This window comes from Streptomyces sp. NPDC028314 (assembly GCF_055565795.1).
This window is the reverse complement of the sequence record NZ_JBVHTP010000005.1, coordinates 17,686-32,159: the sequence shown is the minus strand read 5'-3', so window position 1 is coordinate 32,159 and position 14,474 is coordinate 17,686. Positions and strand designations below refer to the sequence as shown.

Annotated in this window: 7 protein-coding genes; 4 read left to right on the top strand and 3 right to left on the bottom strand. The window is 75.5% G+C overall.

Features of this window, described 5'->3' with window-relative positions; genetic code table 11:
• Positions 1-178: 178 nt before the first annotated feature.
• Together ACZ4TG_RS13605 and ACZ4TG_RS13600 are read left to right on the top strand one after the other, a co-directional pair.
• Positions 179-4,879, top strand: coding sequence for a hypothetical protein (locus ACZ4TG_RS13605; RefSeq protein WP_468162148.1), 4,701 nt, complete (start codon positions 179-181; stop codon positions 4,877-4,879).
• A 118-nt stretch (positions 4,880-4,997) separates the two neighbouring features.
• Positions 4,998-5,954 carry a bifunctional riboflavin kinase/FAD synthetase gene (locus tag ACZ4TG_RS13600; protein ID WP_468162146.1) on the top strand — a complete coding sequence of 319 codons (957 nt, stop codon included), beginning with the start codon at positions 4,998-5,000 and terminating at the stop codon, positions 5,952-5,954.
• A gap of 88 nt (positions 5,955-6,042) precedes the next feature.
• Here the strand turns inward: ACZ4TG_RS13600 and ACZ4TG_RS13595 are convergent, their stop codons facing one another.
• From ACZ4TG_RS13595 to eccE, 3 genes are all read right to left on the bottom strand, one after another.
• Positions 6,043-8,655 carry an SCO5717 family growth-regulating ATPase gene (locus ACZ4TG_RS13595; RefSeq protein WP_468162145.1) on the bottom strand — a complete coding sequence of 871 codons (2,613 nt, stop codon included), beginning with the start codon at positions 8,653-8,655 and terminating at the stop codon, positions 6,043-6,045.
• Between the two features lie 497 nt (positions 8,656-9,152).
• Positions 9,153-9,869, bottom strand: coding sequence for a hypothetical protein (locus ACZ4TG_RS13590; protein ID WP_468162144.1), 717 nt, complete (start codon positions 9,867-9,869; stop codon positions 9,153-9,155).
• Positions 9,866-11,140, bottom strand: coding sequence for a type VII secretion protein EccE (gene eccE / locus ACZ4TG_RS13585; protein ID WP_468162143.1), 1,275 nt, complete (start codon positions 11,138-11,140; stop codon positions 9,866-9,868). The genes ACZ4TG_RS13590 and eccE overlap by 4 nt, the downstream gene beginning before the upstream one ends.
• Before the next feature lie 276 nt (positions 11,141-11,416).
• Here eccE and eccB point away from each other — a divergent pair, with 276 nt between their 5' ends.
• Together eccB and mycP are read left to right on the top strand one after the other, a co-directional pair.
• Entirely contained in the window at positions 11,417-12,994 is a 1,578-nt protein-coding gene (eccB, locus tag ACZ4TG_RS13580; RefSeq protein WP_468162142.1) for a type VII secretion protein EccB, read from the top strand.
• Positions 12,995-13,005: 11 nt separating this feature from the next.
• Complete coding sequence (mycP, locus tag ACZ4TG_RS13575) at positions 13,006-14,310, top strand: type VII secretion-associated serine protease mycosin (RefSeq protein ID WP_468162141.1); 1,305 nt, start codon at positions 13,006-13,008, stop codon at positions 14,308-14,310.
• Positions 14,311-14,474 lie beyond the last annotated feature (164 nt).

The window sequence follows — 14,474 nt, the reverse complement described above, 5'->3', positions numbered from 1 at the left end:
CCACGACCCCCCTCGGGTAGGTCTCTATCCACCCGGAGCCCCTTATTCACCCGTCCGAGCAGGCGCTCGGAGTGAATGGAGGGAGCGAAAGGGGGCGCTTTCGCCTCGTGTGCTTTTCCCGCTGATCTTCACCTGCCTACCGTCATGAGCACGGGTACGGCGGGGGAGTGGTGCGGCAATGGCGGAGCTCGTCAGGATCTGCGATCTCGCCGGGCGGGTGCGGGGCAGCGGCTTCGTCGCCGACGACCGCGGGACGGTGATCACCGGTCACGAGGCCGTCGACGGACTGGCCCAGGTGGTCCTGCACGGACCGGGCCGGCGGACCTGGCTGGCCGAGGCGGAGGACGTGACCGCCCTGCCCTGGCTCGCGCTGGCTCTCGTACGCACCGACGGGCTCGGGCTGCGGCCACTGCCGGTCGCGATGCGGGAGGAGATCACTCCGGGGACGTACGTACGGCTCCTCGCGCGGGGCTGGCGCCAGGCACGGGTGCTCGCGGCCGGCGCGGAGGTCACGTACACCGCGCCGGAGCGGTCCCACGTACTGCCCGCCACCCTGGAGCTGGCGATCGGGACGGACGGCCGGGACGCCCTGCAACGGGGCGGGGAGGTCTGCGGCGGCCCGGTGTTCGACGCCGGGACCGGAGCCGTGCTCGCGGTGCTGGGCACCGCTCTGCACGCGGAGCACCGCTCCGGCGGTTTCGCCGTCCCCCTGCGCGCGGCGGCCACGGCCCCGGGCGCAGGCCCCCTCGCCGCCCTGCTGGAGCGGAACTCCGCCACCGTGCCCGGGTACGGCGCGGACCTGAACCTCGCCGGCGCGCTGGAGCTGACCGGCACCACCCTGGGCCCGGCCCTCACCCCGGACGGGCCGCAACCCGTCGAGCGCCCCGGTATCGCCGCCGGACTGGCCGCCTTCACGGAAACGGGCCGCCCGGTCCTCGGGCTGGTCGGAGACCCCGGAACCGGCCGCACGACGGCGCTGGCCGAGCTCGCCGCCCGCCGCGCCCGGGGCGACCGGCCCGCGCCCACGCTGTGGCTGCGCGGAGCCGACCTGCGGGCCGGGGACGCCTCGCTGGCGGACGCGGTGGCCCGGACGCTGTCGGCGGCGGCCCGGATCCTGGAGGCGGGTGCGGGGCGTGCCCCGGATACGGGCGGGTGGGGGAGCAGTTCGGCGGCTTCGGGTGACGCCGGTGCGGGGGATGACTCGGCGGGCTGGGCGGGTCCCCGAGCTGCCTCGGCCGACTCGACCGGTCGGGATGCTCCCGCGGCTTGGGCCGGTCGGGATTCTGGAGCGGCTCCGGCTGGTTCGGGCGGTGGGGATGCCGCTTCGGCGGTTCGGGCCGGTCGGGAGTCCGGGGCGGCTCCGGCCGGTTCGGGCGGTGGGGTGGGGGCGTCCGGTCCGGGTGCAGGGGATGCTTCGGCGGCTGCGACTGATCCGGGGATCTGGGTGGTTCGGCCGCGTTCGGCTGCCGAGGATGTCCCGGCCGCTTCGGGCGCTCGGGTGGCCCCGGCAGATGCGGGTGCGTGGGGCGCCTCGGATGTTCCGGTTGATCCGGGGCTTTGGGTTCCGTCCGGGCCGGACGCCCCGGATGCCCAAGACGTCTTGGGGGCGCCGGTGGGGCCGGGGGCTTGGGTGGCTGGGCCCGGTTGTGGTGCTTGGACTGCCTCGGACGCTTCGGTTGGTGCGGGGGCTGGGGTGGACCCGGCCTCTTCGGGGGTGAGGGTGGCACCGACCCCGTCGGGTTCTCGGGTGGTCAAGCCGGATTCGGGCGTTCGAGTCGGCTCGCCCGGTTCGGGTGGTTGGGCCGACGCGGCCGCTCCGGAGGCCTCGGCAGGGTCCGCCGGTTCCGCCGGTTTCCCCGCTTCCGACGCCTCGCCCGGTGCGGCGTCCGCGCCTGTCGGCGGATCGGCGGGCGTGAGCGGAGTCGGGCCCGGGGCGGAGGGGACCGCCGAGCGGGTCGCGCGGCTCGCGGCTGCCGCCGGGCGGCCGCTGCTGATCGTCCTGGACAACCCGGAGGAGATGCCCCCGCAGCTGGTCCAGCGGCTGGAGCCCTGGACCGAGGCCACCGCCCGCTGGCTGAGCGGCATCGGAGCCCGGCTGGTGGTCGCCGCCCGGCCCGAGTACTGGGAGCGGGCCGGTGCGCTCTACCCGGCCGAGGTGCTGCACACCCCCGCCCGCCGCGCCCGGCGGCTGCCGCCGGCCCTGCCGGTCGGGGACCTGAATCCTGCCGAGGCCGAGACCGCCCGTGCCCGTCTCGGAATCCCGGCCGGGGCCGTCCGGGAGGCCGATGCCCGGCATCCGCTCACCCTGCGGCTGCTCGCCGGCATCCGGGCCGCCGGCGTCACCGCGGGGTGTCCCGGCCGGGACGAAGTCTTCGCCGCCCACCTCGACCTGCTCGCGCTGAGGGTCGCCGTCCGGATCGCGGCCTCCGCGGCGGACCTCCCGCCCGTGCCCAGAACTCCCGCGCCCGCCACCGCAGGCGGTAGCGCAGGGCCCGGCTGGTTCGGCGGCCTCGGGGCGGCCGGGAACCGGTCTCCCAGGGCGGACGCGTCCGAGCCCGGGCAGGGCCCGGCGCTGACCGGTGAGGTCTACGACGCCCCGGCGGCCCGAGCCCCGGGCCCGCACGCCCCGGCGGGCCCCGGCCCGCAGGATCCGGCGGGCAACGGCCCCGGCATGTCTGGCAGCGGCATCCATGGCCCGGCCCCGCACGGTCCGGAGGACGACACCCCCGGGCCGGATGCCCCGGGTACGCACGGTTTCGGCCCGCACGGGCTGGTGGACGACGGTCCCGGCCCGCATGGTCCGGCGGGCCGCGGTTCGGGAGCGTACGGCTCGGCGGGTGGCAGTGCCGGTGGGCGCGCTGCGGGCACGTACGGTCCGGAGGGTGCGGGCCTCGGCCCGCAGGGGCTGGCGGACCATGGTCCTGGCATGCCCGGTCCGGTGGGCCGCGGTTCGGGCGCGTACGGCTTCGCGGGTGACAGTCCGGGCCCGCACGGGCCGGCGGGCCCCGGCCCCGGCCCCCACGCCCCGGCGGGCCACGCCCCCGGCATCCGGCGGCTCGCCGCCCGGGTGGCCGGGCAGATGCACGAGGCGGCCCGGCGCTGTCTCGGGCCCGGGCAGGGGGAGTTGGACCGGGCCGCCTTCGAGGAGCTGTTCCCCTGGCGGACCGGCTGGGCCTCCGCCGTGCTCACCGAAGGGCTGCTGGTACCCGCCGGGCCCGGCTACCGCTTCGCCCACGAGGAGCTGTCCGACTGGCTCCAGGCCGGGCACCTCGACGTCCCGACCGCACTGGACACCCTGGTGCACCAGGGCCCCGCCACCCCGGGCCCGCCCGTGCCCCGGCACCGCATCGGCCCCGTCCTGGAGGCCCTGCGCAGGCTCCCGCCGGACGAGACGCGAAGCGTGCTGACCCGGCTGGTGGACGCGCTCAACACCTTTGCGGAAGGGGCCGGGGGCGGCGGCCGGCCCGACCGGGTCTGGTGGGCCGCCCGGCTGCTCCGCGAGACGCTGCTCCGCGCCCCCGACGCCGTGCCGTACCTGCCCGTCCTGCACGCACTCGCCGAGCACGTGGCCCGCACCGGCCCCGGCGACTTCGAGGGCTGGTTCTGGAACCGGCTCCGGCTGCCCGAGTCCGACCGGCTCGACCTGCTGCGCCGGCTGCTCCCCTCCGACCACCGCTACCTGGAGGCCGCCGCCCGCCGGCTCGCCCGGGACCCCCGGCTGGCCCAGCCCCTGCTCTGCGCCTGGTTCACCGACGAGCGCCGGCTGCGCGGTCGCCCCGGAGCCACCGTGGCCACCGCCGCTCAAGCCCTGCTGCACACCCATCGCAGCCTCGCTGTGGACGACCTCGTCGAGGCCCTGGTCCGCGCCGCCCATCCGCGCGCCGACGAGCTGCTCGCCGTACTCGCCGAGGACGAGCCCTCCGCCCTGAGCCGGGCCGTGGACCGGTGGGCCCACGACGAGCGGCCCGGGCGCCGGGTCGCCGCCGCCGCGTACGGGCTGGCCACGGCCCCCCACGTGCGCACCCCCGCCGACCGCGAGCTGCTGCGCTACGCCGCCCAGGCGCTGCTGGCCCGCCCCGCCGACAGCACCCTGCACGGCAGTGCGCTCGCGATGCTGCTGCGCGACCCCCAGGTGCGCGCCCGCTACCTTCCCGACGCCCTCGCCTGCTTCCGCGACCCCGAAGGCGGGGCCCGGCTGCCCGCGTCGGCGCTGGTCGCGGCCCTGCCCGTACTGCCCGACCCGGACGCGGTGTTCGACGCCCTGCGGGCCCGGGCCGACGGGGAGGTGGTCCGCGCCCTGGCCGCGCTGACCACGCCGGGGCTGGGCCGCCGTGCGGGTGACCTCGTACGGGAGCACCTCGCGCGGCACCCCGAGGACGCACCGCACGGCGCCGAGTTCGTGGACCGGCGCCTCGACCAGGGCCTGGCCGCGACCCCCGTGCTCCGCCCGCTGGTCCTCGACCTGCTGCGGGCCGCCTCGGTGCCCGTCCGGGCCGCGCTGGCCCGGGTGCTGGCCGCGCCAGGCAGGGAGCCCTCGTACGTGCTGCGGGGCGAGCTGGCCGACGTACTGCTGCGGGAGGAGACCGACCCGGCGGTCCTCGACGCCTTCCTCGGGGCCGTCGCCGCCGGGGTCGCCGGACGCCCGGAGGAACGGACCCGCGAGCTGCTGCGCCGCACCGGCCGCCGGCTGCTCGGAACCCCGGGCGGCCCGGCCGTGTTCGAGCACCGGACGGTGGAGCTGGCCCGGGCGGATCCGGCCTTCGCGGGGCTCGTCGCCCGCTGGCTCGGGCAGGCGGCCGCGGAGGCGGCGGCGCTGCTCGGGCCGAGTGCCCGGCGCACGGTCGAGACGCTCAGCAGGGCGGCCCCGGACATCACGTGAGGCGGGGCGGCTCCCAGCCAGATGCCGATGCGGGTCCCCGGCCACCGGCATGGCAGTCTTAGACCTGCAATCGGCATCAGGACAGGGACCAAACGGGTTCGGGCGAGGAGCGGTCACAGTGCAGCGCTGGCGTGGCTTGGAGGACATCCCCCAGGACTGGGGACGCAGCGTCGTCACCATCGGCTCCTACGACGGTGTGCACCGGGGGCATCAGCTGATCATCGGACGGGCCGTCGCCAAGGCCCGAGAGCTGGGCGTCCCGTCGGTCGTCGTCACCTTCAGCCCGCACCCGAGCGAGGTCGTGCGCCCCGGCAGCCACCCGCCGATCCTGGCCCCCTACGACCGGCGCGCCGATCTGATGGCCGGCCTGGGGGTCGACGCGCTGCTGATCCTGCCATTCACCGCGGAGTTCTCGCAGCTGTCCCCGGCCGACTTCATCGTGAAGGTGCTGGTCGACAAGCTGCACGCGCGCGCCGTCATCGAGGGCCCGAACTTCCGCTTCGGCCACAAGGCCGCCGGGAACGTCGACTTCCTGCGCGAGCTGGGTTCCACGTACGACTACGAGGTCGAGGTCGTGGACCTGGTGGAGCGGGGCGAGGCGGGCGGCGGAGTGCCGTTCTCCTCGACGCTGGCGCGCAGGCTCGTCGCCGAGGGCGACATGGACGGCGCGGCCGAGATCCTGGGACGCCCGCACCGGGTCGAGGGCGTCGTGGTGCGGGGTGCGCAGCGCGGGCGCGAGCTCGGCTACCCGACGGCGAACGTCGAAACCCAGCCGCACACGGCCATCCCGGCGGACGGGGTGTACGCGGGCTGGCTGACGGCGGACGGCGAGCGGATGCCGGCGGCGATCTCGGTGGGGACGAACGTCCAGTTCGACGCCACCGAGCGGACCGTGGAGGCGTACGCGATCGACCGGATCGGGCTGGACCTGTACGGGATGCACGTGGCCGTCGACTTCCTCGCGTACGTGCGGGGCATGGCGAAGTTCGAGTCGCTCGACGGGCTGCTGGAGGCCATCGCGGACGACGTGAAGCGCTCGCGGGTGCTGACGGACGCGTACGACGCGGAGCGCTGAGGCCGCGCCGCCGGACAAAGGAGGGCCCGTACTGTCCTGGGGACGGTACGGGCCCTCCTTTCGTGCCGGCTGAGCCTGCCTCGGGGTGTCAGCCGAGGCGGGGGTCGCGCGGGGGCTGGCCGGGCGGCTGCGGCTGGGCGTGCTGGGGCCAGGGCTGGCCCGGCTGCGGGTAGGGCTGGCCGTACGGCTGCGGGGCCGGCGCCTGGGGGGCTTGCGGCTGGGGCGGCTGAGGCGCCTGGGGCTGAGGCGCCTGGGGCGGCTGCTGCTGGTACGGCTGGGGTGCCTGGGGTGCGTGAGGCGCCTGGGGTGCCTGCGGGGCTCCCCAGTGGTTCTGCGGGGCCTGCTGCTGGGCGCGGACGAAGTCCTCCGCGACCAGCGCGGAGAGGTTGAAGTACGCCTCGCGCGTCTTGGGCCGCATCAGGTCGAGGTCCACCTCGGCACCGGCCGCGAGGTGCTCGTCGAAGGGCACCACGACCACGCCCCGGCAGCGGGTCTCGAAGTGCTGGACGATGTCCTCGACCTTGATCATCTTGCTGGTCTCGCGGACCCCCGAGATGACGGTGAGGGAGCGCGACACGAGGTCGGCGTACCCGTGCGCGGACAGCCAGTCGAGCGTGGTGCTGGCGCTGCTCGCGCCGTCCACGGACGGGGTCGAGATGATGATCAGCTGATCGGCCAGGTCCAGGACCCCGCGCATGGCGGAGTAGAGGAGACCGGTGCCCGAGTCGGTGAGGATGATCGGGTACTGGCGGCCGAGGGTGTCGATGGCCCGGCGGTAGTCCTCGTCGTTGAAGGTCGTCGAGACGGCCGGGTCCACGTCGTTCGCGATGATCTCCAGGCCCGAGGGGGCCTGCGAGGTGAACCGCCGGATGTCCATGTACGAGTTCAGGTACGGGATCGCCTGGACGAGGTCCCGGATCGTCGCACCGGTCTCGCGGCGCACTCGGCGGCCGAGCGTGCCGGCGTCGGGGTTCGCGTCGATGGCCAGGATCTTGTCCTGGCGCTCGGTGGCGAGGGTGGCGCCGAGGGCGGTGGTGGTCGTGGTCTTGCCGACGCCGCCCTTGAGGCTGATGACGGCGATCCGGTAGCAGGACATCACCGGCGTACGGATGAGCTCCAGCTTGCGCAGGCGCTCCGACTCCGCGGCCTTGCCGCCGAAGCGGAAGCCGGAACGGGCCGGCCGGGGCTTCTGCTTGGCGCGCAGCAGCCGGTCGGAGGACAGCTCGACGGCGGCGGTGTAGCCGAGCGGCGCCCCGCCGGTGGCCGGGCCGGCCTGGTACGGCTGCTGCTGCTGCGGACCGGCGGGCCACTGCGCGGCGTTGCGGGGGTCGCTGCGGGGCGGCTGCGGCTGCGGTTGTTGCGGCTGCTGCTGGGCCGGGGGGACCGGCGGGAAGCCGTACCCCTGGGCCGGGGGCTGCTGCGCGGGGGAGGAGGGCGGGAAGCCGTAGCCCTGCGGGGCGCCGGAGGTGGCGAACGCGGGCGGCACCGGCGGGAGTTCACCCCCGGGTCCCCCGAACGGGTGCTCGCCGGCGGGCGCCGGGGTCTCCGCGGGGTTGAAGGGCTGGGAGTACGGCCCGGGCAGGGCTCCCTCGAACGGGGCCTGCGGCGCGGGGTCCTGGTACGGGCCCGGGGCGACGGCTTCGGCGGGCACGGGGATGCCGTTGGGCGGCGTGGCGGTGCGGTACACCGGGGGCGGGGCGTCCTGGTACGGCGTGACGTCGGCCGGCTCGGCGGGCGCCGCCGCGAACGGCTCCGCCGGAGGGACGCTGTCCTGCGGCGCGGCCTCGGCGGGCGCGGGCGCGGGCGCTGGCGCGTCACCCTGCTCCGGGTACGCCGGTGCCGGGGCCTCCGGCGCGGTGGGCGCGGAGCTCGGGTACGCCTGCACGGGCGGTGCGGGCGCGGCGGCAGCCGGTGCCGCGTACGGGGCGGCCTCCGGAGCCTCGGGCGCGACCGGGGCGACGGGCGGGGCAACGGCCTCGTCGGCAGGGTCGGGGTGCGCAGGTGCCGCGTACGGAGCCGGCGCGGGGGCCTGCGGCGCGTCCGGGGCGGTGCTCGGGTACGCCGGTGCGGGATCCGCGTACGGATCGGGCTCCGAAGCCTTGGGTGTGGCCGGGGCGGCCTGCGACGCGTCCGGGGCGGGGCTCGGGTACGCCGGCGCGGGCGGTGTGGGTGCGGCAGTTGCCTCGGCGGTGCTCGGGTACGCCGGTGCCGCGTACGGGGCGGGCTCCGGAGCCTCGGGTGTGGCCGGAGTGGCCTGCGGTGCTGCCGGAGCGGGGTTCGGGTACGCCGGTGCGGGCGGTGTGGGTGCGGCGGCTGCCTCACCGGTGCTCGGGTACGCCGGAGCCGGGAAAGGCGCGGGCGCCGCCGCGGGCTCGGGGGCGGACGTGATGGGGGAGGGCGCGTCCGGGGCCGCGAACGCGGTGGGCGCGCCCGCGTCGTCGGCCGGGGTACGCGGCCCGGGCGCAGCGATCCGCATCGTCGGGGGCGAGGTCACGTCCGACGGCCGGTGGGGTTCGAAACCGCTGCCCTCGGGCAGCCCGGGCACCGGCGTGGCCGGCGCCGACGGCGCACCCTGCGTGTACCAGGCCGGCGGGGTGTAGTCGATGGTGAACTCGCCCGTCACCTCGGGCTCCGCGTCGGACTGATCGTCCGTCGGGACGTCCCACGTCCCGCCGCGCCTCTCGTTCCGATCGCCGCTCACTGGTCCTCCTGGTCTGTCGAACACCGCTCGGGCGCCGACCTCGACGCCACGCCCGCACTCAGCCTAATCGCGGCCCGTTGCCGAGCTCGCCCCCCTGGGGGGTGTCGTGCCGATCAAGTGGGCTCGCAGCGCCCGACACCGCGCATCGAGGCTTCCTGCCGCCAAGCCGCGAACCCGCGAACCCGCCAAGCCTCGAACCTCCGAACCCGCGAAGCCTCAACAGTTCGCGGCCTCAACGCTTCACCTCGAAGCTTCGGGCCGGGGAAGACCCCACGGCACCGGACGCGGCCCTGACCCGGCCCGATCGGCAACACGCCCCCAAGGGGCACGTCCCTCCCTACAGGCAGCCCAGCCGCTGAGCAACCGTCACCGGAGCGCCGGCCCTCCGCGAGCCGGCCTCCCGGAGCAGCACGAGGGCGCGCCGCACCAGGTGGCCCCACCCCGCGCCGGGATCCCCGCGACGACGCCGGACACCCCCCGACCCGTCAGTCGACCCGTCAGTCGATCCGCCGCGCCGGCCCCAGCAGCCCGGTCTCCGCCTCCGTGCCCTGGGTCATCACGAACTTCCGGTCCCGCTGCGTGCACCACAGCGTGACCCCGTCGCCCAGCGTCGGCAGCGACTCCACCGCCGCTCTCGGCAGGTCCATCAGCCGGCCGATCTGCTCGGCCTCGTCGGGGGAGACCCGCTGTACGCCCACCACCGAGGAGTTCTGCAGCAGCCGCGGCGCCGTCGGGCTCAGATACGGCAGCAGGGTCACCACCGACTGCCACGGTCCCGCCACCACGCGCCCGCGCGGCGGTCTCATCCCGCAGTCCCGGATCACCAGCACCGGGCTGCCCGCGGACGCGCCCTGCGGCGGTACCCGGCCGACCTCGTGCAGGGTCACGCACTGCTGCCCGCCCCCGGCGGCCTGGGCCAGCCCGGACCACACCTGCCCGCGTCCGGTCTCCACCGCGACCCGCGCACCGGTCGCCGCCGCCCGCAGCGCCAGTACCTGCGCCGTCCACAGGCCGCCGATCAGCGTGACCTCGTACGGGGTGGGGCGGTTGACGCCCAGCACCGCCGAGTGCCCCTCCGCGTCCACGCCGATGACGACCCCGTCGTCCCCGACGGGCAGCGCCAGCGCGTCCAGTTCCGCCGCGGGGACGACGTGCCGCTCGCGGCGCGGGCCGACCAGCCCGAAGCCTCCCCGCCGTACGCCCGTACCCCTCATCGCGCCCCTCCCAGCGGCAGCGAGGCCAGCAGCCCCGGCACCTGTTCCCGGTCGAGCCGTACGAGCCCGGCCTTCACACCCCGCGCCGTCCGCTCCAGTTCGCGCCGGGCCGCCACCAGTTCCTCGTCGCTGCGCCCGGTCACCCGTACGTGCCCGGTCAGCGTCACTCCCTGCCGCTCGGCCGCGGCCATCGTCAGGCTGAAGTTCGTCGCCAGCGCGGGCAGCGAGGTCAGCAGGGCCACGAACTGCGGCAGCGCCGCCGCCCCCGCGCCGCCCAACTGCGGCCAGCGGCCTATCCAGTACGTGGTGTGCCGGCGGTCGTCGCAGCGCCAGGTCCGCGGGGTCTCCTCCGTACGCCTGCCCGTGCTGGCCGACCGGCCCGCCTGGGTGATCGCCATCGGGTTCGCGCACGAGGACGTGGCCAGCGCACCCGTCAGCTCCTGCTCGGTCAGCACCGTGGCCCGGAATCCGGCGCCCGCCAGCCGGCTCGCCAACTGGTCCGCGGCCCGTACCAGGCAGCGCTGCGCGCCGCCCAGCCCGCCACCGCGCGCGGTGACCGCCTCCGGGCACAGCTCGGGGTCGAGCTTGAGCGCGACCCAGGTCAGCCGGACCGCGGGCGTGCCGGTCCGGGCCTGCAGCGGGGCGTAGTTGCGCGTGGCCATCGACTGGGCCGGCAGGTGCGGGGCCGGCGCCGGCTGGGTGTGCTGCACCAGCTGCGCGGACTCCAGGCGGATGCCGTCCACTTCGAGGATGTCCCGTACAAGACCGAGCGGCAGCGGCTGCGCGCCCCGGTCCGGCCGCAGCGCGGTGGCGTCGGTGTCCACCTGTACGACGGCGGTCAGGAACGTCCCGTCCCCGACCATCCCGACCGGCCGCCGGTCGCGGTCGCTGAACGTCAGGGTCCGCAGCGCCGGATCGGCTTCTACCAGCGGGGCCAGCCCCGGCTCGGTACCGGCGGGCACGGTGAAGGCGGCGGCCCGGCGGCGACGACCGCGCAGCGCGAGCGCACCGGCGATCCACTCGGGCAGGGAGCGCTGGTGGCGGCGTACGACCGCGAGCACCACCAGGACCAGGGCCAGCGCACCGGCGGGCACCAGCAGCAGCGGTTCCACCACCCAGGCGACCAACAGCGCGGCGGCGGCAATCTGAAGGAGCACGAGCTGTTGCAATCGGAACGGACCGAACCGGCCCGGGCTCGACCTCGGATGCGGGGTCACCCCGCCCCGTGCGGGCGCGGCCGCGGCCGTCTGCGGCTCCGTCGCGGTGGCCATCACTCGCGCACCTCCCCATCCCGGGGGCGGACCCCGTCAGTCCGGAAGCCGTGCGACAGCCGCCGCATGGCACCGGAATCCCCTCAATCCAGCCCGACGAACCCCGATGCCCCGACGACAACTGAATTCCGCGGTCCGGAACGCGCTGAGCGGCCAGCAGAGCCTACCCGCCCCGTGCGTACCCTCCGTCAAGAGGCATAGTAGGTGCCCGGTCCGACAATCGAGGCTCGGGGACCGTACCCACCGACCGGACCGTGCGGGGAGAAGCAGGCGGCCATGGCATCACGACGTGATGAGCTCAACGCGTACACCTTTGCGAAGCGGCGCACGGTGGCGGCGTTCCTCCAGCCTTCCGCCACCGGCACCGAGGAGGGCGCGCCCAAGCCGTTGCGGGCCGTCGTGCCCGGACTGGTGATCGGGGCCCTGGTGCTCGCGGGCTTCGGCGCCTGGGGCATGTTCAAACCGCAGGCCCCCAAGGGCTGGGACGAGCCCGGCACCACGGTCCTGGTCGGCAAGCAGTCCACGACCCGCTACGTGGTCCTGTCGACGAAGGTCGACGGCAAGGACCAGACCCGGCTGCACCCCGTGCTGAACCTGGCCTCCGCCCGACTCCTGCTGGATCCCGCGAAGTTCAAGGTCATCCAGATCGAGGACAAGGTCCTGGACGCCGGCAAGCCGCCGCGCGGTCCGATCATCGGCATCCCGTACGCGCCCGACCGCCTGCCCGCCCCCGCCGACGCGGGCAAGGCCAAGCGCTGGGCCGTCTGCCAGCAGCCCGGCGGCAACGGCAAGGGCGTGCAGACCGCGGCCTTCGTCCTCGCCGACCGCGAGGCGGGGCTGGTGGACGACGCCCGCAAGCTCGCGGACGGCCAGCTGCTGTACGTCCAGAACACCGGCGGAGCCAAGGAGCGCTACCTGGTCGACGCGGCCGGCACGCGGTACAAGTTTCCCGAGGGCACGCCGGACGCCGGAACCCTGACCACCGCCCTGGTCGGCACCGGCGCCACCCCGCAGCCGGTCACCGACCAGTGGCTGGCCACCCTCAACTCCGGTGACGACCTGGCCTTCCCGCAGCTGCCCGGCGCCCCGGGCGCCAACGCCAACGTGCAGGGCCTGGCCACCGCGGACAACAGGGTCGGCATGGTGCTGACCGCCCAGACCGGCTCGGGCACGCAGTACTACGTGGTCCTCCCCGGCCAGGTCGCCCCGGTCTCGGAGTTCGTGGCCTGGCTGCTGATCTCCTCGCCCGCCACCGACAGCCTCAACATGCACGGCAAGGCACGCGAGATCGACCTCCAGTCCCTCAACCCGGACGCCAACCCGTTCAAGAACGACGCCAAGTGGCCGCAGCGGCGCGGCCCCCAGATCAACCGGATCACGCCGGCCGCGGGCGCGGCCGCGGGCACCGAGCAGCGCGACACGGTCTGCAACGTCCTGCGCGGCGTCGACGCCCAGGGCGGGCAGACGCTGAGCACCTGGGCCGGCACCGGCTTCCCCGTCGACACCACCGCCAGCGGCACCAGCTCGTACGTCACCCCGGGCTCCGGCCTGCTCTACACCCAGGTCCAGGGCCGGCAGACCACGGCCGGCGGATCCCTGTTCCTGGTCACCGACACCGGCCTGCGGTACGCCGTACAGGCCAACGGCGACAGCGATGCCGAGCAGTCGAAGATCGGCGCGGGCGGCAAGCCGGACCAGGGGGCGGGCGACGGCCGCCCCGAGGCCAGCCAGGCGCAGATCCGGCTCGGCTACGGCGCCGTCACCCCGGCGCTGGTGCCCATCGCGTGGTCGGAGTTCCTCTCCAAGGGCCCGCGTCTGGACACCAACGCGGCCCGCCAGCCGCAGGGTTCGTGAGGAAGCCACCGATGCCGAAGTCCCCGTCGCGCCATACGCAGAACCGGCCGAAGACGCAGACCCCGCCCCGGCCCCGTGCCGTACGCGGGCCGGTTCGGGGTGTGCTCGTCACCGCCGCCCTCGCCCTCGTCGCGGCCTCCGGCACGACCACCGCCGCCGCGGCCGCGCCGCAGTCCCCGTACGAGCTGCGCCTGTCCGGCGCGGGCGAGTGCACCTACCCGATGAAGAAGCAGATCGCCGACCGGCCGTGGGCCCTCCAGCGGCTGCTCCTCGACGCCCTCTGGGCGCAGACCAAGGGCAAAGCCAAGGACGGTACGAGCATTCGCGTCGCCGTCATCGACACCGGCGTCGACCGGGCGAACCCCCAGCTCAGCGGCGCCCTCGACGTGGGCGCGGGCCGGGACTTCATCGACCCCAAGGGTGACGGCACCACCGACACCGTCGGCCACGGCACCAAGGTCGCCGGACTGATCGCGGCCCGCCCCCAGGAGGGGACCGGATTCGTCGGACTGGCCCCCGAGGCCACCGTGATCCCCGTCCGGCAGAACGACGGGCAGGGCAACGGCAACGCCGCCACCCTCGCCCAGGCGATCGACCACGCGGTGGCCAAGGGCGCCCACGTGATCAACATCTCCCAGGACACCGACGTGCCCCTGAACGCGGACTCCGAACTCGCCAAGGCGGTCCAGCGGGCCATCGACGCCAAGGCCGTGGTGATCGCCTCGGCGGGCAACGACGGCATGAGCGGCCAGAAGCGCAAGACGTACCCGGCGGCCTTCCCCGGCGTGCTCGCCGTGGCCTCCTCCGACCGCAACAACGAGCGGGCGCCCTTCTCCCAGCCCGGCGACTTCATCGGGGTCGCCGCCCCCGGCGTGGACATGGTCTCGACCGTGCCCGGCTTCGGCCAGTGCATCGACAACGGGACGAGTTTCTCCGCGCCGTACGTCGCCGGCCTGGCCGCCCTGCTGCGCGCGGAGCACATGGACTGGACCCCGCAGCAGATCGTCTGGCAGATCGAGAACACGGCCGAGCGCGCGGTCAACGGCCATGACGACTACGTGGGTTGGGGCGTCGTCGACCCGGTCCGCGCGGTCACCCAGGACCGCGAGGCGCCCAAGGCCCCCGTCCCGGACCCCGGACCCCCGCCCGCGGCCGCCCCGGAGGCGGCGCGACTGCGGCTCACCGAGACGGCCCAGGAGCGCGACGAGCGCTTCGGCACGTACGCTCTCGGGATCGGCATCGTGCTGATCGCCGTCATCGCGGGAACCGCCACGGTCATCCGGGATGCGCGGAGCCGCAGGCGACGTTTGCAGTGAACAGTCACAGTTCATCAACAGATGCGGGATACCGGTGTTGGGCCTGCGCGTCGAACTGGCTAGAGTGACAGCAGGCTTCACGACTGTGATCGGGGGATCGCGTGAAGCGGAGGGGGAGTCCCCAGGCGCGTGTCCCAATACCGCGCCGGGACCGTCCGCTTCGC

Excerpts from the sequence above, each read along its gene's own strand:
- ACZ4TG_RS13605 (WP_468162148.1), top strand. The coding sequence starts at position 179 with ATGGCGGAGCTCGTCAGGATCTGCGATCTCGCCGGGCGGGTGCGGGGC.
- ACZ4TG_RS13590 (WP_468162144.1), bottom strand. The coding sequence starts at position 9,869 with ATGAGGGGTACGGGCGTACGGCGGGGAGGCTTCGGGCTGGTCGGCCCG.
- eccE (WP_468162143.1), bottom strand. The coding sequence starts at position 11,140 with ATGGCCACCGCGACGGAGCCGCAGACGGCCGCGGCCGCGCCCGCACGG.
- eccB (WP_468162142.1), top strand. The coding sequence starts at position 11,417 with ATGGCATCACGACGTGATGAGCTCAACGCGTACACCTTTGCGAAGCGG.
- mycP (WP_468162141.1), top strand. The coding sequence starts at position 13,006 with ATGCCGAAGTCCCCGTCGCGCCATACGCAGAACCGGCCGAAGACGCAG.